Genomic DNA, 20,810 nt, shown 5'->3' with positions numbered 1-20,810 from the left:
TTGCCTGGAGCAAGCCCATGACCGTAACCGTGATCTGGCTGATTGCCTTCGCCCTCATCCTGTTTTTCAGCCTCAGGATGTGGGAGTCCTCCGTCAGTGCCGGTCTGAACAAGGTGGTGCCTCGCGCCATCAAGAGCGACGACGACAACCGCTGGGTCTGGAGCGTCGCGCTGGCTATCCTGGGCGCCACGACGCTGGTGCGTCCCATCGACATGCTGCTGACTGCGATCGTCATCGCCGTCCTGGTGCTGATCGTCAAGAAAGTGGCTGGCTGGGCGATGGATCGAGCTCACTTCCACTGATGCGGTGCGCGTCGCCTGAACAGGCGGCATTCAATACGTCAAGGGCCCGTGGCATGCGCCACGGGCCCTTGTTATGTTGCACTTCGATGACTGCTGCGGCCAACGAAACAAGTTGGCTCAGTAAGGTGCCACGCTGACGTTGGCGCCGCTGCCGATCATGCGCACGCGCTGGCCGACCTGGTAGGGACGATCGGCCTTCTGCACGATGACTACGTTCTGGCCGTCGTCACGGCGGATCTCCATCTCCCAGGCGCGCACGCGATTGGCCGAGTCCTCGGCGGCACTACCCGCCACGGCGCCGCCGATGACACCAGCGGCCGTTGCCAACTGCCGGCCGGAGCCACCACCTATTTGGTTGCCCAACAGTCCGCCGATCACGGCGCCGCCACCGGTACCGATGATACCGCCCATGCGGCTGTCGGCCTGGATCTGCACCTGACGCAGTGCGGTAATGGTGCCGAAGGTCACGGTCTGGGCGGTCTGGGCCTGGTTGCCGCGGTAGACGTCGCCACCCATGGTCGAGGTGTTGGCGCAGCCGGCCAGGGCCAGCATGCCGATGGCTAGTACGGGGAGAAGACGCTTCATATACACCTCCTGTGGCAAGCCGATGCGGGGCTGAGGATCATCGTTGCCAAGTTTAGGGAAACACTGTTTGCTAATCAGCTTAACCACTCATGCTGCATTTGACCAGCGCGTCGCTGTGCCGGTGCCGCTCAACAGCGGCGCAAAGCGGGTAAAGAATGTGAAAGTACTTGATCAGGATGGGAGCTGTCATCAGCGCTGGCTGTCGCCAACGAAAAAAGGGAGGCACGAGGCCTCCCAGGGGTTCCAGTCGTTCTTACCGTGTCGCCATGCTCAGCCGAACTGATTCATGGTGTTGTCCTTGCCGCCGGCTTTCAGTGCCGCTTCGCCGTGGAAGAACTCCTTGTGGTCGTCGCCGATGTTGGAGCCGGCCATGTCCTGGTGCTTGACGGTTGCGATGCCTTCGCGAATCTCGCGGCGCTGCACGCCCGCCACGTAGGCCAGCATGCCTTCGTCGCCGAAGTAACCCTTGGCCAGGTTGTCGGTGGACAGGGCGGCGGTATGGTAGGTCGGCAGCGTGATCAGGTGATGGAAGATGCCCGCTTCGCGCGCGGCGTCGCGCTGGAAGTTGCGTGTCCACTCGTCGGCCAGCTTGCCGAGTTCGGTGTCGTCGTACTCGGCGCTCATCAGACCGGCACGGTCGTAGGCGGAGACGTCCTTGCCTTCCTTTTCCCAGGCGTCGAACACCTGCTGGCGGAAGTTCAGGGTCCAGTTGAAGGAGGGCGAGTTGTTGTAGACCAACTTGGCGTCCGGCACCACTTCACGGATGCGGTTGACCATGCTGGCGATCTGGCCGACGTGGGGCTTCTCGGTCTCGATCCACAGCAGGTCGGCACCGTTCTGCAGGCTGGTGATGCAGTCCAGCACCACACGATCCTCACCGGTGCCCGGCTTGAACTGGTAGAGGCCGGAAGCCAGGCGCTTGACCTTGACCAGCTTGCCGTTCTGCTTGATGACCACGTCGCCGTTGTCGATGTCGGAAGCCGAGGTGATCTCTTCGCCGTCCAGGAAGCTGTTGTACTGGTCGCCCAGGTCGCCCGGCTCCTTGGTTACGGCGATCTTCTGAGTCAGGCCGGCACCCAGGGAGTCGGTGCGTGCGACGATTACGCCGTCGTCCACACCCAGTTCGAGGAAGGCATAGCGCACGGCGTTGATCTTGGCCAGGAAGTCCTCATGCGGCACGGTGACCTTGCCGTCCTGGTGACCGCACTGCTTCTCGTCGGAGACCTGATTCTCGAGCTGGATGCAGCAGGCACCGGCTTCGATCATCTGCTTGGCCAGCAGGTAGGTGGCCTCGGCGTTACCGAACCCGGCGTCGATATCGGCGATGATCGGCACCACGTGGGTCTCGTGGTTATCGATCTTGGCGATCAGCTCGTCGGCCTTGGTCTTGTCGCCGGCCTTCTGGGCGGCTTCCAAGTCGCGGAACAGGTGGTTGAGCTCCCAGGCGTCGGCTTGACGCAGGAAGGTGTAGAGCTCCCCGATCAGGCCCGATACGGAAGTCTTCTCGTGCATTGACTGATCGGGCAGCGGGCCGAACTCGGAGCGCAGCGCGGCGACCATCCAGCCGGAAAGATACAGGTAGCGGCGCTTGGTGGTGCCGAAGTGCTTCTTGATCGAAATCAGCTTCTGCTGACCGATGAAGCCGTGCCAGCACCCCAGCGACTGGGTGTATTGGGAGCTGTCGGCATCATAGGCGGCCATGTCTTCGCGCATGATCTTGGCGGTGTAGCGAGCGATGTCCAGGCCGGTCCTGAAGCGGTTCTGGGCGCGCATGCGGGCGGCATTCTCGGGGCTGATGCTGGCCCACTTGCCTTGCTGGGCTTCACGCAGTTGAGCCAGTGCCTTGATGTCGTCTTTGTATGACATGGTGCCATCCTTCCGATCAGAGGTTGGGTCGTCGGCATCGATCGCCAGCGGCGGCGTTCGTTACCTTGTCGAAGCTTGCTCGTTGCATTCAGCCGAATGAACCGGAGCTATGCTGCAAGTGCGAAGTAGTGTCAGGTTCAACCAGAACGATTTGCTTGTCTCTACGGCATTGGTCGAATCCAGTCGACGCTGAAACGCTTCCGTTGTGCCAGACTTTTCTGGGTATTATCGAACGGTCGTTTTAACGTCGTCTTGGAATCACTATGCCGCATGATGACGGAACTTCACAATCATCACTTGGGGGCAAGAAGGGTTGTAGTTCGACTACAGGAGACACTGGGAGGTATCCATTCCTGTAGTCGAATTTCGTCGGGGAGGGGTGGGAGGACGTTAAGGGCTCTTCAGCGAGAGGCGCATGTTGCGATGCGGAATGCCGGCATCCATGAAGGTTTCGCCAAAGGCGCTGAAGCCGAGGTTCTCATAGAAGGCGAGGGCCTGGGTCTGGGCCGCGAGTTCGACCTGGAGATGGCCTCGCTGGCGCGCCGAGTCGATGGCGGCGCGCACCAGCGCCGCACCTATACCCAGGCCACGCGCTTCGCGCAGCACGGCCACGCGGCCGATATGGCCATCGGGCAGCAGTCGGGCGGTACCGAGAGCCGTGTCGCCGCGCCTGGCGAGGAAGTGGCGGCATGCATCGTCGCGGCCGTCCCACTCCTCTTCCAGGGGCACTTGCTGTTCCTCGATGAATACCACGCGACGTATCTCGCTGGCGATTTCGCCGAGTTCGGCCCAACTGCCTTCGCGTATCTCGATGGGGCCGGTCATGGGTTACTCCTCCTCGTCGGGCCAGGCGAGGCTGCCGGCATCGAGCAGGGTGGCCATCAGCTCGGCGGCGCCGGGGAATTCGAGGAGCTCGGCGTCCAGCGGTGCATCGGCGGCGACGGCGCGGGCCAGGGGCAGCACGCAATCGATGCCATCGCCATCGACGTACAGAGTGGCGCGGCTCCCGTTCAGGGCGTGCCAGGCGAAGCGAGATCCGGGGCTACGCAGCAGCTCCTCACCCTCCTGTAGTAGAGCGACAAGCTGATCGACGTCGGTAGGGGTTTCGCTGGGCACCAGTTGGTCGACGTACTTGGGCTGGGTCATAACGCGACCGAACCACTGGGCGAGCTGGGCCGGGTCGTCGAGCGTGTCGAGGATCAGCCGACGCACGCGTTCGATTGCGGCGTCGTCGAGCTCCGTCGGGTCGGCAGGAGGCACCATGCCGGCGTCGCCATAGCGCAGCGAGGAGGGAAGCTGCTCGCCGAGATAGTCGGCATACGAGGTGATCGCCTCGTCCGCCGAAGGCGCGCGGAAGCCCACCGAGTAGGTCATGCAGTCATCGGATTGGCTGACGCCGTGGTGTGCCCAGCCGGGCGGCAAATAGAGCATGTCGCCCGGCTCCAGCACCCAGTCGTCGCCCGGTTCGACTTCGAAGCGCTCGAGGATGCGCAGGTCGATGCCGGGGATGATGGAGGCGTCGTCGGCCACCTTGCCGCCGAGCTGCCAGCGCCGCCGACCGCTGCCCTGCAGCAGGAAGACGTCGTACTGGTCGACATGCGGCCCGACGCTGCCACCCGGCGGGGCGTAGCTGATCATGACGTCGTCGAGCCGCCAGCGGGGCAGGAAGTCGAAGCGGTCGAGCAGCTCGGCCACCTCCGGCACGTAGTGGTCCACGGCCTGTACCAGCAGGGTCCAGTCGCGCTCCGACAGCTCGCCGAACACGGCCTCGTCGAAGGGGCCATGGCTGACCTGCCAAGGGCCGTCGGGGCCCTGCTCTTCCACCAGGCGTGCCTCGACGCCCTCCTCGCAGGCGAGCCCGGCGAGCTCGTCGGGATCGAGTGGGCTCTCGAAGTCGGCCAGAGCCCCGCGGATCAGCAACGGCTGGCGCTGCCAGTAGTCGCGCAGGAACTCGGCAGGCGTGAGGCCGCCGAGCAGGGGCAGGGGCGTGTCGCTCGCCATGGTGTTCTCCTGGAGAAAGCTCATCGATTGGCGCCGGGTACCCATAGCACGTCGTTATCGCCGTTGCCATTGGCTCGGCGGGCAAGCACGAACAGCAGATCGGAGAGCCGGTTGAGGTAGCGTAGCACCTCGGGGTTCACTGACTGCTCGATCATCAGTGCCGTGACCAGGCGCTCGGCCCGGCGGGTGACGGTGCGCGCCAGGTGCAGGTGGGCGGCCAGCGGCGTGCCCCCGGGGAGAATGAACGAGCGCAGGGTGGCGAGTTCGGCGTTGTAAGCATCGATCCTGCTTTCGAGAGTCTCGACCTGAGCCGCCGTGACCCGCAGCGGTGGGTACTTCGGGGCCTCCTGCTCGGGTGTGCACAGATCGGCACCGACGTCGAACAGGTCGTTCTGAACGCGGGCCAGAACGTCGTGCAGCTCGCCCTCGGCATGCAGTTGGGCCATGCCGATGACGGCGTTGGTCTCGTCCACCGTACCGAAAGCTTCCACGCGCAGGTCGTGCTTGGCCACCCGGCTGCCGTCGCCCAGGCCGGTATCGCCCTTGTCACCGGTACGGGTGTAGATCTTGGTCAGCTTTACCATGCTGCGCTCCTGAGGCGTCGGGATCAGAGTCGGCGAGCCTGGGTCTCGGCGTTGCCGATGTAGGTCGCCGGCGTCAGCGCCTTGAGCTCGCTCTTCACCTCGGCCGGCAGTTCCAGCGTATCGATGAAGGCAGCAAAGCCGGCCTGGTCGATGCGCTTGCCGCGGGTCAGCTCCTTGAGCTTCTCGTAGGGTTTCTCGATACCGTAGCGGCGCATCACCGTCTGGATCGGTTCGGCGAGTACCTCCCAGCTGTTGTCGAGATCCTCGGCCAGGCGCGCCGGGTTGGCCTCGAGCTTGCCGATGCCCTTGAGTGCGGCTTCGTAGGCGATCAGGCCGTAGGCCAGGCCCACGCCGAGATTACGCAGTACCGTGGAGTCGGTGAGGTCGCGCTGCCAGCGCGAGATCGGCAGTTTCTGCGCCAGGTGGCCGAGCACGGCATTGGCCAGGCCCAGGTTGCCTTCGGAGTTCTCGAAGTCGATGGGGTTGACCTTGTGCGGCATGGTCGAGGAGCCGATCTCGCCCTCGACGGTCTTCTGCTTGAAGTAGCCCAGCGAGATGTAACCCCACACGTCGCGGTCGAAGTCGATCAGCACGGTGTTGAAACGGCACACGGCATCGAACAGCTCGGCGATGTAGTCGTGAGGCTCGATCTGGGTGGTGTAGGGGTTGAAGGTCAGCCCCAGGCCCTCGACGAAGGTTCGTGCGTTGGCCTCCCAGTCGACCTCGGGGTAGGTGGCCAGATGAGCGTTGTAGTTGCCCACCGCACCGTTGATCTTGCCGAGTATCTCGACGCTCTCGATCTGCGCGAGCTGGCGACGCAGGCGGTAGGCGACGTTGGCCATCTCTTTGCCCAGGGTGGTGGGGCTTGCCGTCTGGCCGTGGGTGCGCGACAGCATCGGCAGGGCGGCATGCTCCTGAGCCAGCTTGGCGACTTCGTCGGCGATCCGATGCATCACCGGCAGCAAAGTTTTGAGACCGTCGGACAACATGACGCCGTAGGAGAGGTTGTTGATGTCTTCGCTGGTGCAAGCGAAGTGCACGAACTCGGTAACCGCATGCAGCTCCGGCTGGTCGGCGATCTTCTCCTTGAGGAAGTACTCAACCGCCTTGACGTCGTGGTTGGTGGTGCGCTCGATCTCCTTGATGCGCTCGGCGTCGGCCAGCGAGAAGTCGCGGATCAGTGTCTCCAGAAAGGCAGTGGCTTCGGCGGAGAGCGGCGGTACCTCGACGATACCGCCCTGCTCGGCAAGACGCTGCAGCCAGCGGATCTCTACGATCACCCGGGCGCGGATCAGGCCGAACTCGCTGAAGTGCTCGCGCAGGGCCGCGGCCTTGCCGGCGTAGCGACCATCGACGGGAGAGAGGGCGGTTAGAGCGGTAAGGGGCAGGGAAGCGGCTTGCATGGGCGTTTGTCCGGTACGTGTAGGGAAAGGGTTCAGCCTAGTTGGTCCAGGGCGTGCTTCAGGGCGCCGCGCTGGAATACCAGCTTCCAGCGGCGGCCGCCTTGCTGGTGCCAGAGCAGGGCGAAGCGAATGCCGCCGAGCAGAATGGCGCGCACCCGCTCGGGCATCATGCGGCTCTGCAGCAGCGAAGGATCGCCCTGCACCACGATGCGTGTCTTGAGAGTCGAAAGTGTTTCCTGGTAGGCCTCGCCGAGGCTGGCGATGACGTTCTCATGGGTGGCGCCGAAATGCTCGGCCTGGCCCTGGATGCGGTTCAGTTGCTGACCGAGGGCGGCCATCATGTCGTTGTCGCTGCGTAGCTTGTTCATCAGCAGCAGCAGCGAGAAACCGTAGCGCAGTACCGCCGGGTTGGCCTGCTTGCGTCCCACCACCGCTTCGAGCACCTCGAGGCCACGGCGCAGGTTGTTGGGGTGGCCACCGTAGATCGCCTCGAAGCTTTCCGGATTGGTGTCCAGGGTGGCACGGATCAGCGTCTCCCAGGGACGGTTGTCGACCTGTCCGGTGCGGGCCAGCTCGTCAACCAGGCTGGCGGCCTGGAACACGCCGGCGAGCGCCAGCGTCTGGCGCGCCGTGGCGGAGTCGGGGGCGCGGTGAATGGGAGTGGTGTTCATGCGCCGCTCTCCGTGGCATTCCAGGTGCTGCGGATCACGCCGCCGCCGAGGCAGATGTCGCCGTCGTAGAGCACCAGCGACTGGCCTGGGGTGACGGCGCGCTGGGGATCATCGAAGCGTACCTCGACGCCGCCGTCGGGCAGCGTGTGCATGTGGCAGGGCACGTCGCTCTGGCGATAGCGGGTCTTGGCGGTGTAGCGACCCTCGGCTGCGGGCGGTTCCCCTGCCACCCAGTCCATCGCCTCGGTGGCCAGTGAGTCGGTATACAGCAGCGGGTGGTGCTTGCCCTGCACGGCGATCAGTACGTTGCGTTCGAGATTCTTGCCTGCCACGTACCACGGCTCCTCGGGGTGATTGGCCAGGCCGCCGATGCCGAGTCCCTGGCGCTGGCCCAGGGTGTAGTACATCAGGCCCATGTGCTCACCGATGATTTCGCCCTCGGGTGTCTCGATCACGCCCGGCTGGGCCGGCAGGTATTGCTGCAGGAAGTCGCGGAAGCGTCGCTCGCCGATGAAGCAGATGCCGGTGGAATCCTTCTTGCGCGCGGTGACCAGGCCATGGCGCTCGGCGATGGCGCGCACCTCGGGTTTCTCCAGCTCGCCGACGGGGAAGAGCGTACGGGCGATGGCGGCCTCCGGCACGGCATGCAGAAAGTAGCTCTGATCCTTGTTGGCATCGAGTCCCTTGAGCAGCCGCGGCCGCCCGCCGCGATCACCGCCGCGTACGTAGTGGCCGGTGGCGATCTTCTCGGCGCCGAGCATCTCGGCGTATTCGAGGAACACTTTGAACTTGATCTCGCGGTTGCACAGGATGTCCGGGTTCGGCGTCCGCCCGGCCTTGTACTCGGCCAGAAAGTGCTCGAATACATTGTCCCAGTATTCGGCGGCGAAGTTGGCGCTGTGCAGCTTGATGCCGAGTTTCTCGCACACGGCCTGGGCATCCGCCAGGTCGGCCTTGGCGGTACAGTACTCGGTGCCGTCGTCCTCGTCCCAGTTCTTCATGAACAGGCCTTCGACCCGATAGCCCTGCTCGAGCAGCAGCAGGGCGGAAACGGAGGAGTCGACGCCGCCGGACATGCCGACGATCACCTTGGCTGAGGTGGCGGTCATGGGCGCTCTCGAGTTGGGTGGCCGCAAATGGGCGGGAATTATACCCTATCTTGCCCAAGGGCTTCATCTCGTGCTGCGGCTTCGCGGGGAGCGATGCGTAATGGATGGGATTTAATTGACCGGTCGACCAGTTAGGTTTATCGTCGACGACATGACCAACCGAATCCAGACCAGAGATCCCGAACTGACCCGCGCCCGCATCCTCGATGCGGCAGAGGCGCTGTTTGTCGAGCAGGGCTTCTCGGCCGTCAAGCTCAGCGCGTTGGCGCGCTCGGCGGAGGTGACCAAGAGCCTGATTCACCACCATTTCGGTAGCAAGGAGCAGTTGTGGGAGGCAGTCAAGAATCGTGCCTTCGAACGCTACTTCACGGCTCAGATGGCGATGCTCGAGGAGGCCGGCGAGCCGGATGCCGCCCTGCTGCGCAGCTCGGTGGAAGCCTATTTTCATTTCCTGCGCGACAACCCCGGCGTGGTGCGGCTGTTCGCCTGGACCCATCTGGAAGGAGACAGCCACTGCGGCGAGCTCGACAACCAGCTCGTCGGAGCGGGGGCCGAGTGGGTTCGCCAGGCCCAAATGCGTGGCCTGCTGCGCCAGGACATCAACCCTACCCACGTCATTGCACTTTTCGTGATGACCTGCACCCAGTGGTTCGAGGCCAAATGCCATCACCAACACTGGCCGGGCATGGGGTCCGACGAAGCGTTCCTGGAGGATTTCCTGAAGATCTTCATGGAGGGGGTTACGCCCCGCGTATGAGTTTTTTTGAACCAATAATTGACCGGTCGGCCAGTTTGTCGGAGGGAGAACAATGCGGAGGGTGGCGAAAGAGAGTCTGGTGATCTCGCTGATGCTGACGGCGGCGATACTGGTGGGCTGCGATGCGGCCCCCGCGCAGATCGCGCGGGACGAGGAGCCGCTGCCCAGCGTGCGCGCTGAAGCGGTGCGCCTGTCCCAGGATGTGGTGAGCTATCGCTTTCCCGGCACGGTGCGGGCCAGTGAACGCGCGGCTCCCGCCTTCCTGCACGGCGGTGTATTGCAGGAACGGCACGTGGAGCTTGGGCAGCGAGTCGAGCGGGGTGAGCCGCTGGCGACGCTACACAATCCGACCATGGCTCCGGCGCTAGCGGCCGCAGAAGCACGGGTGCGTGAACTCGATGCCAGCTTGAGCCGCCTGGGGCGGGACGTCGAGCGTTCGCGTATGTTGCGTGAGCGTAACCTCAGCGCCGAGGAAGAGCTGGACCGCCTGCGCTCGGAGCGCGAGGCCCTTTCCCAGGCTCGCGAACAGGCTCTGGCGCAGCGCGACGAAGCCCAGGCACAGCTGGACGAGCTGACTCTGCGTGCACCATTCGATGCCGAAGTGACCGACTTGCTGGTCGAGCCCGGTGATTTCGTCGCTGCGGGACAGTCCGTGCTGGGTCTGGCCGGACTCACGGGGCGCGAGGTGGAGATTCGGGTGCCGGGCCGCCTTGTCGTTCAGTTGGAAATGGGACAGGAAGCAAGCTTGATGTCGTTATCCGGGGCGCGGCGTCTTACGGGCCGGGTCGCTCATGTGGGTCGTGCGGATGATGCCATGGCTCCCGTCATCGTCGCCATTGGGACTGAGCCTGGCCCGGCGCTAGGGGAATCGTTACGCGTGCAGCTTGCCCTGGCTGCCCAGCCGGTCATGCAGGTACCGCTGGCGGCGGTGGTCGACTCCGGTGGTCAAGACCCGCATGTGCTGGTACTGACAGACGACGATACGATCGGACGCGTGCCAGTGACGCCGGGGCGTCTGGCCGATGGCTGGGTTACGGTATCGGCCGCGTCGCTCGTCTCGGGCGAACGAGTGGTAACGGCGGGTCAGGGGCGTCTCGAAGAGGGTGACCCGGTGAGGGTGCTGCGATGAGCTGGCTGCTCTCCTCGCTGCGCTACAAGCGGCTCATTCTCAGCATTACGCTGCTGCTGGCCCTGCTCGGCCTGGCGGCCTGGCTGGCGATGGATCGTCAAGAAGATCCCTTCTTTCCCTATCGCTTCGGCCAGGTGCTGGTGCCCTATCCCGGCGCGGAACCCGAGCAGGTCGAGCGGCTGGTGCTCAATCCGCTGGAGGAGGAGCTGGCCCAGATCGAGCAGGTCAACGACATCATCGGGACCGTCCGCCTCGGTGTGGCCCACGTCACGGTCGAGATGCACGAGCACGTCTACGACACCGACGCCGCCTGGGAGCGGGTGCGAATTGCCGTCGACAGGGCGAGCCGGGAATTTCCCGATGGCGTCGGCGAGGCCGAGATCAGCGACCGGGATTCGGATGCTCATGGCATCGTGCTGTCGGTGACTGGCTCTGACGATCTGCTCGAGCTGCGCGAAGCGGCCAAACGGCTGCGCCGGGACCTGTTCCGGCTCAAGGAGATTGCTCGTATCGACCTACTGGCCGACCCGGGACAACAGGTGGTGATCGGTTGGGACGATACCCTGGCCGAGCTGACCGGTCTCGACGCCCGCGCCTTGGGTGAACAGCTCGCCGCACGCAACCTGACCTCGCCTGGCGGAAGTCTGACGATCGGTGGGCGCTCGCTGGTGCTCGATCCGCGCACCGAATTCGGCTCGCTGGAGGAACTGGCCAATACGCCGATACGTACCCTGCGGGGCGATCAGCTGCCGCTCGGTGAGTTGGCCGACGTGCATCTCGCGCCCAGGGAGCCCGCCACCGAGCGCTTGTGGCACGATGGCCGGCCGGCGGTGGCGCTGGGGCTGGTGCTCTCCAATGACCGTGTCAACGCCGTGCGCTTCGGCAATCGGTTGCGTGAGCTGGTGGAGGAGTTACGCCCGGCCTATGCGCCGTTGAGCATCGAGGAGACTTTCTACCAGCCGCGCTGGGTCGAGCAGCGGCTTGCCGAACTCGGCTTCTCGCTGCTGCTGGGTATCGGCATTCTCGGCGTGCTGCTGTTTCTGGCCATGGGCATACGGCTGGGGTTAGCGGTGATGGTGGTGGTGCCGCTGGTGACCTTCTCCTCCCTGGCGCTTTACGCCATGGGTGGCGGCGTACTGCACCAGATTGCCGTGGCCGGCATGGTGATCGCGCTGGGCATGTTGGTGGACAACGCCATCGTCATGGTCGAGAACATCCAGTGGCATCGCGACCAGGGGCGCTCGGCGGCCCAGGCCGTGACCCGCTCCGTGCGCGAACTCGCCACGCCGCTGCTGGCCGCCACGGGCACCACCCTGGCGGCCTTCGTTCCGCTGCTGCTCTCCAGCGGCAACACCGCCGACTTCACTCGCGCCATTCCGATCATGGTGATGCTGACGCTGGCGGTGAGCTACGTCTATGCCGTGTTCGTCACGCCGGTGTTCGCCGCGGGTATCCTCAAGCCGCGCCTGGGTGCGCGGCGGGAGCGGCTGCAGGAATGGGGTGCGCGAATCGGTCGATTCGCGGTGCGCTGGCCGGTCTGGGTGCTTGGAGGGGCCGGTGTGCTGCTGGTGGGTGCCGTGGCGATGATGCCGCTGCTGGACCAGAATTTCTTTCCCGACACCGATCGCAACCAGTTGGTCGTCGATCTCAATTTCCCCGAGGGCACCCACCTCGACACCACCGCGCATCAGGCTGAGGTGCTGGCTACCGCGCTGGCCGAGCGGCCAGCCGTGCGGGCAGTGCATCGCTTCGTTGGCTTCAGTGGGCCGCGCTTCTACTACAACCTGGTCGAGCAGCCGCGGCAGCCGCACCTAGCGAGGCTGGTGGTGGAGGCAGAATCAGCCGACGACCTGGGGCAGCTGATGGCTTGGGTGCGAACCGTGGCACCGGAACGATTGCCCGAAGCCGAAGTCGTTGCCCGGCGCCTGGGCCAGGGGCCGCCGCTTGAGGCTCCGGTGGAGATTCGCGTCTATGCCGAGGACCGCACCGCGCTGGCCGAAGCCGCCGGCAGGATCCTCAGCGTGGTGCGTCAGGCCGATGGCGCGCGCGACGCACGCCATCGCCTGGGTGAGGGTCTAGCCACGCTACGGGTCGAGACCGACGACGCCCGAGCCGCCGAGTACGGGCTTTCTCGGCGCGATGTGGCCACGGCTCTTGCCGGTGCCAGCCGTGGGGTCGAGGTCAGCACCTGGCGTGCCGGGCGCGATCCGGCGCCGCTGCTGGTACGTGCGCCCGAGGGCGAGCGCTTCTCCGTCGACGGGCTGGAGGGACTGCGCCTTGCCGCCGACGACGGACGCGCAGTGCCGCTCGGTGAGATCGCCAGTCTGGAGCTGGCCTGGCGCCCTGCGGTGGTACAGCATCGCGGGCTGCGCCGCATGACGGCGGTGCTGGCAGAGGTGGCCGATGGCTGGACCTACGACGGCGTGCTCGGAGAGATCCTGCCGCGCCTCGAGGCGCTCGAGCTTCCCGCTGGGGCAAGCTATACCGTCGGTGGGGCGGCGGAGTCGGCCGGTGATGCCAACACCGCGCTGTTCCAGACCCTGCCGTTCGGTGGTCTGCTGTTGGTGATCTTCCTGCTGGCGCAGTTCAACTCCTTCCGCCAACTGCTCATCGTATTGACCACGGTACCGCTGTCGATCATCGGTGTGGTGCCGGGATTGTGGCTGACCGGGCAGCCGTTCGGCTTTACCGCCATGCTCGGCGTGGTGGCGCTGGTCGGCATCGTGGTCAACAACGCCATCGTGCTGATCGACTTGATGAATGCCAACCGCCGCCAGGGGTTCGACGTGGGCGAGGCCGTAGTCACCGCCGTGGCCCGCCGCACGCGACCGGTGCTGCTCACCACGGCCACCACCGTCGCCGGGCTGGTGCCGCTGACTCTCACGCAGTCGACGCTGTGGCCGCCGATGGCTTGGGCGATCATCGCGGGGCTGGTCGCCTCCACGCTGTTGACGTTGCTGGTGATCCCGGCGTTGTACCGTCTGCTGATAAGGAATTAACGCTCGTGGACGACATCCATGGGGTAGAAGCGCTCGGCCAAGGCGTCGCGAATGCGCTTGAGTACCAGCGGGCTGCGCATCCGTCCCTGGCGTTCCAGCTCCTCGACCTCCTCCAGGGTCAGCCAGTGCACGGCGACTACGGCGGGGTCGAGGGCGTTGCCCAGGTGAGCCAGGGCCATGCCGAAGAAACCATGACTGTGAAAGGTCTCGCCGCTGGGCGTCCGGTACACGTAGAGCCCGAGGTAATCGGTGATACCGACCTGCCAGGCGGTCTCTTCGCGCAGTTCGCGCAGCGCCGCCTCCTGGATTCGTTCGCCGGGTTCGAGATGTCCCGCAGGCTGATTGAACAGGGTGGTCTGGCTGCCTCTCGGGGATTCCTCCACCATCAGGAAGCGGCCGGCGCGCTCTACGACGGTGGCCACGGTAACGTGCGGGTGCCAACGGCTCATCGGTGACCTCCTTGACGGCGCGGCGAGCGCCTTGGCGTGTTGCGCGGGGCGTGCAGGATTTCCCGGCGCCATTCCCCCGGAGCCAGCCCGTCCAGGCGCCAGGGGCCGATGGCTACGCGAACCAGGCGCAGAGTGGGGTAGCCGACATGAGCCGTCATGCGCCGGACCTGGCGATTGCGACCCTCGCTGATGGTCAGTTCCAGCCAGGTCGTGACCGGATGTCGCTTCGGGTCCACCGGCGGCGTGCGCACCGGAAGGCCGCTTGACGCCAAGCGCCGGACCTTGGCCGGCCGGGTCCGGCCATCGTTGAGCTCGATACCTTGGCGCAAGGCGGCCAAGGCGCTCTCGTCGGGGTTGCCCTCCACCTGTACGCGATAGGTCTTTGGCTGCTTGTGACGTGGGTCGCTGATGCGCTGGATCAGTGTGCCATCGTCGGTCAACAGCAGCAGCCCTTCTGAATCATAGTCCAGCCGCCCGGCCGCGTAGACGCCCGGCACGTCGAGGATTTCAGCCAGCGTGGCCCGCGGCGCTTCCCCCGCGTTGCGGCGATCGGTGAACTGGGAAAGCATGCGATAGGGCTTGTGCAATAGATAGATGGCGCTCATTCGACGAAGGTCTTGCTACCATGGATTGTCGACAAATTATGGAGGCAAGCCTACTCCGGGAGTCGGGGTGAATGCTATACTCCGCGCTCCACTGAATAGACCAGACAGGGGAGTTCTCAATGGGGTTCCAGAAAATTGTCGTCCCTGAAGGCGGCCAGAAGATTACCGTCAACGCTGACAACACCCTGAACGTGCCGAACAATCCCATCATCCCGTTTATCGAGGGTGACGGTATCGGTGTTGATGTGACGCCGGCGATGAAGATCGCCATCGATGCCGCCGTGCAGAAAGCCTACAACGGCGAGCGCAAGATCGAGTGGATGGAAGTTTACGCCGGCGAGAAGGCCACTCAGGTCTACGACGCCGATACCTGGCTGCCCGAAGAGACTCTCGAAGCCGTCAAGGATTACGTGGTTTCCATCAAGGGCCCGCTGACCACCCCCGTGGGCGGTGGCATTCGCTCTCTGAACGTGGCGCTGCGCCAGAAGCTCGCCCTGTACACCTGCCTGCGTCCGGTGCGCTGGTTCGAGGGTGTGCCGAGCCCGGTGAAGAAGCCTGCCGACGTCGACATGGTGATCTTCCGCGAGAACTCCGAAGACATCTATGCCGGCATCGAGTGGAAGGCCGGTAGCGCCGAAGCCGACAAGGTGATCAAGTTCCTGCGTGAGGAAATGGGTGTCACCAACATCCGCTTCCCCGAGAACTGTGGCATCGGCGTCAAGCCGGTTTCCGTGGAAGGCACCAAGCGTCTGGTGCGCCAGGCCCTGCAGTACACCGTCGACAACGACCGCGAGTCGCTGACCCTGGTGCACAAGGGCAATATCATGAAGTTCACCGAAGGTGCCTTCAAGGATTGGGGCTACGAGGTCGCCAAGGAAGAGTTCGGTGCCGAGCTGCTCGACGGCGGCCCTTGGATGCAGTTCAAGAACCCCAAGACCGGCAAGAACATCGTGGTCAAGGACGTCATCGCCGATGCCATGCTGCAGCAGATCCTGCTGCGTCCGGCCGAGTACGACGTCATTGCCACGCTGAACCTCAACGGTGACTACCTCTCCGACGCCCTGGCGGCCGAAGTGGGCGGCATTGGCATTGCGCCGGGTGCCAACCTGGCCGACGCCGTGGCCATGTTCGAGGCTACCCACGGCACCGCGCCGAAGTATGCCGGCCAGGACAAGGTCAACCCCGGCTCGCTGATTCTCTCCGCCGAGATGATGCTGCGCCACATGGGCTGGGTCGAAGCTGCCGACCTGGTGCTCAAGGGCATGGAGAAGGCCATTTCCAAGGGCGAGGTTACCTATGACTTCCATCGCCTGATGGACGATGCCAAGCTGCTCAAGTGCTCCGAGTTTGGTCAGGCCGTCGCGGACAACATGTAAGCGGCTCGCCGGATCCAACGGGGCCCCCGTTCGCCACGCGGACGGGGGCCTTTTGCGTATCAACCTGAACCCTGCCGGCCCTGCAACGTCTAACCGTTGATTCGAAATGGCCGGCTTGCCGAGATGGTGTGTGGCTTTTATGTTCAAGACAGAAGACCCGAACGTGTGGGAGTCGGTCGGTGTCGCGGCAGGCATGACGCGGCCTCCGCGTCCCGAACAGGAGGACGATGGCGATCTGGCGGTTCAGCCGGCCGATCCCGAGGTGGCCCGCCCGCCGATGTACAAGGTGGTGTTGCACAACGACGACTACACCCCCATGGAGTTCGTGGTGGAAGTGCTACAGAGCTTCTTCCTCATGGACAGTGAGACCGCCGTGCAGGTCATGCTCACGGTGCACACCCAGGGCAAGGCCACCTGCGGCATCTTCACTCGTGACATTGCGGAAACCAAAAGCCACCAAGTCAATCAATATTCAAGAGAGTGTCAGCATCCGCTGCTCAGCGACATCGAGGCGGCGGACTGACTCCCGGTCTGCTAGAGACGGGGTAGGAATGGCAGTCGTTGAGTGAAGAGACTTGCAACGGCAGCGTTTGTGCCCGATGTTGAAGGTGCCGGACCACGAAAGATCCGATGCAAGCCCTAAGCGGCGAGAAGGGGACTGCCATGCTGAGCAAAGAACTTGAACTGACCCTGAACACGGCGTTTACCGTGGCCCGCTCCAAGCGCCACGAGTTCATGACCGTGGAGCACCTGCTGCTGGCACTGCTCGATAACGCATCAGCGGCAGACGTGCTGAGAGCCTGTGGGGCCAACCTCGACAAGTTGCGGTCCGACCTGCAGGATTTCATCAATTCCACCACCCCTCTGATTCCGGAGGACCAGAGCGACCGCGAGACCCAGCCGACACTGGGCTTTCAACGCGTGTTGCAGCGTGCCGTTTTTCACGTGCAGTCCTCAGGCAAGAGCGAGGTCACCGGGGCCAACGTGCTGGTCGCCATCTTCTCCGAGCAGGAGAGCCAGGCGGTCTACTTCCTGAAGCAGCAGAACGTGGCCCGAGTCGATGCGGTCAACTACATCGCCCACGGCATTTCCAAGGTGGCCGGCCACGGCCAGAACCCCTCGTCGTCGCCCAGCGATGCCGAGGAAGCCGAGGAGGGCGGCGGCGAAACCAGCGCCAACCCGCTGACCGGATACGCCACCAACCTCAACGAGCAGGCGCGGATGGGCAAGATCGATCCGCTGATCGGCCGTGAACACGAGCTTGAGCGGGTAATTCAGATCCTGGCCCGGCGGCGCAAGAACAATCCGCTGCTGGTGGGCGAAGCCGGCGTGGGCAAGACAGCGATTGCCGAAGGATTGGCCAAGCGGATCGTGGAGGAAGACGTCCCCGAGGTGATCGGTGATGCCGTGGTCTACTCCCTCGACATGGGCGCGCTGCTGGCCGGTACCAAGTACCGTGGCGACTTCGAGAAGCGCTTGAAGAGCCTGCTGGCGGAGCTCAAGAAGCAGCCCAACGCCATTCTGTTCATCGACGAAATCCATACGGTGATCGGTGCCGGGGCGGCCTCCGGCGGGGTGATGGACGCTTCCAACCTGCTCAAGCCGTTGCTCTCCTCGGGGGACCTGCGTTGCATCGGTTCCACCACCTTCCAGGAGTTCCGTGGCATCTTCGAGAAGGACCGTGCGCTGGCGCGCCGCTTCCAGAAGGTCGATGTCATGGCGCCCTCGGTGGATGACACCATTCGCATCCTGAAGGGGCTTCGTTCGCGCTTCGAGGAGCACCATCGCCTCAAGTACACCGACGCGGCGCTGGAGAGCGCGGCGCGCCTGGCGGATCGCTACATCAATGACCGCCACCTGCCCGACAAGGCCATCGACGTGATCGACGAGGCCGGTGCCCACCAGCGGTTGCTGCCGCCGGAGGTGCGGGTCGAGACCATCGACGTCGACCAGGTCGAGGCGGTAGTGGCCTCCATCGCGCGGATTCCGCCGAAGAGCGTCTCCAGCTCCGACCGCAAGCTGCTAGAGAATCTCGACCGCGACCTCAAGATGCTGGTGTTCGGCCAGGACGAGGCCATCGACAGCCTCTCTGCTGCCATCAAGCTGTCGCGGGCCGGGCTCAAGTCACCCGACAAGCCGGTGGGCAGTTTCCTCTTCGCCGGCCCCACCGGGGTAGGCAAGACCGAGGTGGCCCGCCAGTTGTCGCGGATCATGGGCATCGAGCTGGTGCGCTTCGACATGTCGGAGTACATGGAGCGGCACACCGTGTCACGGCTGATCGGCGCCCCTCCGGGCTATGTCGGCTATGATCAGGGTGGCCTGCTCACCGAGGCGATCACCAAGCAGCCGCACTGCGTATTGCTGCTCGACGAGATCGAGAAGGCGCATCCCGAAGTCTTCAACCTGCTGCTGCAGGTCATGGACCACGGCCGCCTGACCGACAACAACGGCCGTGAGGCGGACTTCCGCCACGTGATCCTGGTCATGACCTCGAATGCCGGGGCCGAGCAGCAGGCGCGTCGTTCCATCGGCTTCCAGACCCAGGATCACTCGACCGATGCCATGGAGGTGATCCGCAAGACCTTCTCGCCGGAGTTCCGCAACCGCCTGGATGGCATCATCCAGTTCCACTCGCTGCCCACCTCGGTGGTGCGTAGCGTGGTGGACAAGTTCCTGGTGGAGCTGCAGGCGCAACTCGACGAGAAGCGGGTTCAACTGGATGTGGACATGGCCGCGCGCGACTGGCTGGCCGAGCAGGGCTACGACCCCAGCATGGGCGCAAGGCCCATGGCGAGGTTGATCCAGGAGAAGCTCAAGAAGCCTTTGGCAGAGCTGATCCTGTTCGGCGAGCTATCCGAACACGGCGGGGTGGTACACGTCACGGTGGAAGACAACGAACTGCATCTTTCCACGGAGTCGGAAATGGCCGACGCCCCCTGACGTTGCCGGATTTGCCGGGAGCAGCACACAGCGCCCTGTCTGCGGACGGGGCGTTGTCGTGTCGGGAGCAGGGGCGCTTGGTCGTGCCGCCGATGCGATCAGCCGTTCAGCGCGAGCGGTAGACGATGCGGCCCTTGGTCAGATCGTAGGGAGTCAATTCGACCTTGACCTTGTCGCCGGTGAGAATGCGGATGTAGTTCTTGCGCATTTTGCCCGAGATGTGGGCAGTCACGACGTGGCCGTTCTCCAGCTCGACGCGAAAGGTGGTGTTGGGAAGGGTATCGACGACGACGCCTTCCATTTCGATATGGTCTTCACGTGCCATATAGGCGGTTCCTCGCTGATGACGTTAGGTGTGCCGTGCCTGACGCAACGGCTATGTGCAGCACGGCATCGGACGCGCCTTACGTCGCGTCCGATGCCAAGGATAGCGCGATATTGTGCCGCAAGCCGGGCGTCAAGGCAAAGCAGGCCGAGTCATGTCGATGCCGCCGTATCCAATAAGCGCCTCCAATGGCGCCCCTCCAGCACCTCCAGGGGGCGGTAGGCCTCCTTGTAGGCCATCTTGCGGCAATCGCGAATCCAGTAGCCCAGATAGACGTGGGGCAACCCCTCGCGGTAGGCCTCGTTGACCAGGCTCAGTACGGCAAAAGTGCCCAGCGAACGGCGCTCCCATTCGGCGGCCGGGTCGAAGAAGGTATAGATGGCGGAGAGGCCGTGTTCCAGGCGATCGAAAGCGGAGACGGCGAGCAGGCGCTCGCCAAGGCGGAATTCGAGCAGCCGCGAATAGGGTTCGTCCAGAGTCAGGAAGGTGCGGTATTGTTCCCGGCTCGGCGGATACATGTCGCCGTCCCAGTGGCGCACCCGGATGTAGCGTTCATAGAGTGAGTAATGCTCGGGATCGAACAGCGCCGGCCGCTCGATCAGGCGCAGATCGCCATTTCGCCTGGCTACCCGACGTTGGTTGCGACTGGGCTGGAAGTCGTCGACCGGTATGCGCACCGAAACGCAGGCGCTGCAGCCTTCGCAGTGCGGTCGGTAGAGATGATGTCCGCTGCGCCGAAACCCGAGCAGGGCGAGCGAATCGTAGATTCCTTGGCCGTGGGATTCCTGGGGGTCGAGGAAGAGGGTCGTGGCTTCGTGCCCCTCCAGGTAGCTGCAGGCATGGGGCACTGTCAGAAAGAAGCGAAGATCCCTGATCGGGTGGCGAGGCGTATTGCTGCTCACGTTATTCGCCTCCTAAGTGAGTGCGGTCAAGGTCTCGACGCAGGGGTCATCGGGCAGTGACCAACAGGGCAGCGGGTGCTGGCTGTCAGTGGGCCCCGGCGTCGCCAGGCATGATTCAAGATAGTTGATGAACTCGGCGCGGGCGATGTCCCGCGCACCCAGGCGGGCGAGATGAGGGGTGCGCATCTGGCAATCGATCAGGCGGCCGCCGCCGGTGCGCATGGCGCGCACCAGATGGACCAGGGCGACCTTGGAGGCATCGCTGGTACGCGAGAACATCGACTCACCGAAGAATACCGGGCCCATGGCCACGCCATAGAGCCCACCGACCAGCTCGTCGCCCTGCCAGACTTCCACCGAACGGGCATAGCCGAGCCGATGCAGCGTCACATAGGCGGCATGCATCTCCGTGGTGATCCAGGTGCCGGGCTGTCCTTGGCGCGGGGCCGCGCAGGCCCGGACTACGCTGCTGAACTGGCGATTGAAGGTTATCGTGAAGCTACCGTTGCGTAGCCGCTTGGCCAGGCTGCGGGAAATGCGCAGTTCATCGGGGAACAGTACCATGCGTGGATTCGGACACCACCAGAGGATCGGCTGGTCGTCGCTGAACCAGGGAAAGATACCGCGTCGGTAGGCGGCCAGCAGCCACTCCGGAGTGAGCTCGCCACCCGCTGCCAACAGGCCTTCCGGATCACGCAGAGCCTGCGAGACGGGAGGAAAACGCACGGGGCGCTCGGGAAGCCAGGACAGCATTGCAGTGGCGCTCCTCGTCGGCGTTGGTTTCACTAGTCTGACGCCGAAGACGAT

20 protein-coding genes are annotated in these 20,810 nt (G+C 64.4%); 7 read left to right on the top strand and 13 right to left on the bottom strand.

The annotated features are described in order from the left end of the window. The first annotated feature begins 17 nt into the window (after positions 1-17). Positions 18-302 (top strand): hypothetical protein, encoded by a 285-nt coding sequence (locus HBJ55_RS20525; RefSeq protein ID WP_167119550.1) that lies wholly within the window; start codon positions 18-20, stop codon positions 300-302. 117 nt (positions 303-419) lie between these two features. Here the strand turns inward: HBJ55_RS20525 and HBJ55_RS20520 are convergent, their stop codons facing one another. From HBJ55_RS20520 to mnmA, 8 genes are all read right to left on the bottom strand, one after another. Continuing rightward, positions 420-887, bottom strand: a complete 468-nt coding sequence (locus HBJ55_RS20520) for an outer membrane lipoprotein (protein WP_167119547.1) — start codon at positions 885-887, stop codon at positions 420-422. 270 nt (positions 888-1,157) lie between these two features. Next, positions 1,158-2,753 carry an isocitrate lyase gene (locus HBJ55_RS20515; RefSeq protein ID WP_167119544.1) on the bottom strand — a complete coding sequence of 532 codons (1,596 nt, stop codon included), beginning with the start codon at positions 2,751-2,753 and terminating at the stop codon, positions 1,158-1,160. A gap of 390 nt (positions 2,754-3,143) precedes the next feature. Then, a complete protein-coding gene (locus tag HBJ55_RS20510) occupies positions 3,144-3,578 on the bottom strand; it encodes a GNAT family N-acetyltransferase (protein WP_167119541.1) in 435 nt (144 codons plus the stop codon). A gap of 3 nt (positions 3,579-3,581) precedes the next feature. After that, positions 3,582-4,754, bottom strand: coding sequence for a cupin domain-containing protein (locus HBJ55_RS20505; protein WP_167119538.1), 1,173 nt, complete (start codon positions 4,752-4,754; stop codon positions 3,582-3,584). 20 nt (positions 4,755-4,774) lie between these two features. Next, positions 4,775-5,338 (bottom strand): cob(I)yrinic acid a,c-diamide adenosyltransferase, encoded by a 564-nt coding sequence (locus HBJ55_RS20500; protein ID WP_167119535.1) that lies wholly within the window; start codon positions 5,336-5,338, stop codon positions 4,775-4,777. A gap of 23 nt (positions 5,339-5,361) precedes the next feature. Beyond that, positions 5,362-6,726, bottom strand: coding sequence for an adenylosuccinate lyase (purB, locus tag HBJ55_RS20495; protein ID WP_167119642.1), 1,365 nt, complete (start codon positions 6,724-6,726; stop codon positions 5,362-5,364). A 47-nt stretch (positions 6,727-6,773) separates the two neighbouring features. Further along, complete coding sequence (hflD, locus tag HBJ55_RS20490; RefSeq protein ID WP_167119532.1) at positions 6,774-7,412, bottom strand: high frequency lysogenization protein HflD; 639 nt, start codon at positions 7,410-7,412, stop codon at positions 6,774-6,776. Beyond that, positions 7,409-8,521, bottom strand: a complete 1,113-nt coding sequence (gene mnmA, locus HBJ55_RS20485) for a tRNA 2-thiouridine(34) synthase MnmA (RefSeq protein WP_167119530.1) — start codon at positions 8,519-8,521, stop codon at positions 7,409-7,411. The genes hflD and mnmA overlap by 4 nt, the downstream gene beginning before the upstream one ends. Before the next feature lie 151 nt (positions 8,522-8,672). On the opposite strand from mnmA, the gene HBJ55_RS20480 reads away from it, so the two are divergent. Genes HBJ55_RS20480 through HBJ55_RS20470 form a run of 3 tightly spaced genes read left to right on the top strand, consistent with a single transcriptional unit; the run spans position 8,673 to position 13,406 of the window. Next, positions 8,673-9,278 carry a TetR/AcrR family transcriptional regulator gene (locus HBJ55_RS20480; RefSeq protein WP_167119528.1) on the top strand — a complete coding sequence of 202 codons (606 nt, stop codon included), beginning with the start codon at positions 8,673-8,675 and terminating at the stop codon, positions 9,276-9,278. Positions 9,279-9,330: 52 nt separating this feature from the next. Beyond that, positions 9,331-10,407: an efflux RND transporter periplasmic adaptor subunit gene (locus HBJ55_RS20475; RefSeq protein WP_167119526.1), complete on the top strand. Its 1,077-nt coding sequence runs from the start codon at positions 9,331-9,333 to the stop codon at positions 10,405-10,407. Continuing rightward, positions 10,404-13,406, top strand: coding sequence for an efflux RND transporter permease subunit (locus tag HBJ55_RS20470; protein WP_167119524.1), 3,003 nt, complete (start codon positions 10,404-10,406; stop codon positions 13,404-13,406). The genes HBJ55_RS20475 and HBJ55_RS20470 overlap by 4 nt, the downstream gene beginning before the upstream one ends. On the opposite strand, the gene HBJ55_RS20465 is transcribed toward HBJ55_RS20470, so the two are convergent. Together HBJ55_RS20465 and HBJ55_RS20460 are read right to left on the bottom strand one after the other, a co-directional pair. Beyond that, complete coding sequence (locus HBJ55_RS20465) at positions 13,403-13,855, bottom strand: NUDIX domain-containing protein (RefSeq protein ID WP_167119522.1); 453 nt, start codon at positions 13,853-13,855, stop codon at positions 13,403-13,405. The two genes, HBJ55_RS20470 and HBJ55_RS20465, sit on opposite strands and share 4 nt — an antisense overlap. Then, complete coding sequence (locus HBJ55_RS20460; RefSeq protein WP_167119520.1) at positions 13,852-14,460, bottom strand: pseudouridine synthase; 609 nt, start codon at positions 14,458-14,460, stop codon at positions 13,852-13,854. The genes HBJ55_RS20465 and HBJ55_RS20460 overlap by 4 nt, the downstream gene beginning before the upstream one ends. 119 nt (positions 14,461-14,579) lie before the next feature. On the opposite strand from HBJ55_RS20460, the gene icd reads away from it, so the two are divergent. The 3 genes from icd to clpA all read left to right on the top strand — a co-directional run bounded on the left by icd (position 14,580) and on the right by clpA (position 18,776). Then, positions 14,580-15,836 carry an NADP-dependent isocitrate dehydrogenase gene (icd, locus tag HBJ55_RS20455; RefSeq protein WP_167119518.1) on the top strand — a complete coding sequence of 419 codons (1,257 nt, stop codon included), beginning with the start codon at positions 14,580-14,582 and terminating at the stop codon, positions 15,834-15,836. Between the two features lie 139 nt (positions 15,837-15,975). Beyond that, positions 15,976-16,359, top strand: coding sequence for an ATP-dependent Clp protease adapter ClpS (gene clpS / locus HBJ55_RS20450; RefSeq protein WP_240936220.1), 384 nt, complete (start codon positions 15,976-15,978; stop codon positions 16,357-16,359). 140 nt (positions 16,360-16,499) lie between these two features. Continuing rightward, a complete protein-coding gene (clpA, locus tag HBJ55_RS20445; protein ID WP_167119516.1) occupies positions 16,500-18,776 on the top strand; it encodes an ATP-dependent Clp protease ATP-binding subunit ClpA in 2,277 nt (758 codons plus the stop codon). 106 nt (positions 18,777-18,882) lie between these two features. On the opposite strand, the gene infA is transcribed toward clpA, so the two are convergent. The 3 genes from infA to aat all read right to left on the bottom strand — a co-directional run bounded on the left by infA (position 18,883) and on the right by aat (position 20,756). Next, positions 18,883-19,101, bottom strand: a complete 219-nt coding sequence (infA, locus tag HBJ55_RS20440; RefSeq protein ID WP_010627817.1) for a translation initiation factor IF-1 — start codon at positions 19,099-19,101, stop codon at positions 18,883-18,885. Positions 19,102-19,253: 152 nt separating this feature from the next. Further along, positions 19,254-20,003 carry an arginyltransferase gene (locus HBJ55_RS20435; protein ID WP_167119514.1) on the bottom strand — a complete coding sequence of 250 codons (750 nt, stop codon included), beginning with the start codon at positions 20,001-20,003 and terminating at the stop codon, positions 19,254-19,256. 12 nt (positions 20,004-20,015) lie between these two features. Beyond that, positions 20,016-20,756: a leucyl/phenylalanyl-tRNA--protein transferase gene (gene aat / locus HBJ55_RS20430; protein ID WP_167119512.1), complete on the bottom strand. Its 741-nt coding sequence runs from the start codon at positions 20,754-20,756 to the stop codon at positions 20,016-20,018. Positions 20,757-20,810 lie beyond the last annotated feature (54 nt).

The organism is Billgrantia bachuensis (assembly GCF_011742165.1).
GTDB classification, from domain to species: Bacteria; Pseudomonadota; Gammaproteobacteria; order Pseudomonadales; family Halomonadaceae; genus Halomonas; species Halomonas bachuensis.
The sequence above is the reverse complement of the archived record's forward strand: the minus strand, read 5'-3'. Positions and strand labels throughout refer to the sequence as shown.

Bases quoted from the DNA above. Each gene is read 5' to 3' on its own strand.
- HBJ55_RS20520 (WP_167119547.1), bottom strand. From the start codon at position 887: ATGAAGCGTCTTCTCCCCGTACTAGCCATCGGCATGCTGGCCCTGGCC.
- infA (WP_010627817.1), bottom strand. From the start codon at position 19,101: ATGGCACGTGAAGACCATATCGAAATGGAAGGCGTCGTCGTCGATACC.
- HBJ55_RS20515 (WP_167119544.1), bottom strand. From the start codon at position 2,753: ATGTCATACAAAGACGACATCAAGGCACTGGCTCAACTGCGTGAAGCC.
- HBJ55_RS20460 (WP_167119520.1), bottom strand. From the start codon at position 14,460: ATGAGCGCCATCTATCTATTGCACAAGCCCTATCGCATGCTTTCCCAG.
- HBJ55_RS20500 (WP_167119535.1), bottom strand. From the start codon at position 5,338: ATGGTAAAGCTGACCAAGATCTACACCCGTACCGGTGACAAGGGCGAT.
- mnmA (WP_167119530.1), bottom strand. From the start codon at position 8,521: ATGACCGCCACCTCAGCCAAGGTGATCGTCGGCATGTCCGGCGGCGTC.
- aat (WP_167119512.1), bottom strand. From the start codon at position 20,756: ATGCTGTCCTGGCTTCCCGAGCGCCCCGTGCGTTTTCCTCCCGTCTCG.
- HBJ55_RS20510 (WP_167119541.1), bottom strand. From the start codon at position 3,578: ATGACCGGCCCCATCGAGATACGCGAAGGCAGTTGGGCCGAACTCGGC.
- HBJ55_RS20505 (WP_167119538.1), bottom strand. From the start codon at position 4,754: ATGGCGAGCGACACGCCCCTGCCCCTGCTCGGCGGCCTCACGCCTGCC.
- HBJ55_RS20480 (WP_167119528.1), top strand. From the start codon at position 8,673: ATGACCAACCGAATCCAGACCAGAGATCCCGAACTGACCCGCGCCCGC.
- icd (WP_167119518.1), top strand. From the start codon at position 14,580: ATGGGGTTCCAGAAAATTGTCGTCCCTGAAGGCGGCCAGAAGATTACC.
- HBJ55_RS20525 (WP_167119550.1), top strand. From the start codon at position 18: ATGACCGTAACCGTGATCTGGCTGATTGCCTTCGCCCTCATCCTGTTT.
- clpS (WP_240936220.1), top strand. From the start codon at position 15,976: ATGTTCAAGACAGAAGACCCGAACGTGTGGGAGTCGGTCGGTGTCGCG.
- HBJ55_RS20470 (WP_167119524.1), top strand. From the start codon at position 10,404: ATGAGCTGGCTGCTCTCCTCGCTGCGCTACAAGCGGCTCATTCTCAGC.
- clpA (WP_167119516.1), top strand. From the start codon at position 16,500: ATGCTGAGCAAAGAACTTGAACTGACCCTGAACACGGCGTTTACCGTG.
- hflD (WP_167119532.1), bottom strand. From the start codon at position 7,412: ATGAACACCACTCCCATTCACCGCGCCCCCGACTCCGCCACGGCGCGC.
- HBJ55_RS20475 (WP_167119526.1), top strand. From the start codon at position 9,331: ATGCGGAGGGTGGCGAAAGAGAGTCTGGTGATCTCGCTGATGCTGACG.
- HBJ55_RS20465 (WP_167119522.1), bottom strand. From the start codon at position 13,855: ATGAGCCGTTGGCACCCGCACGTTACCGTGGCCACCGTCGTAGAGCGC.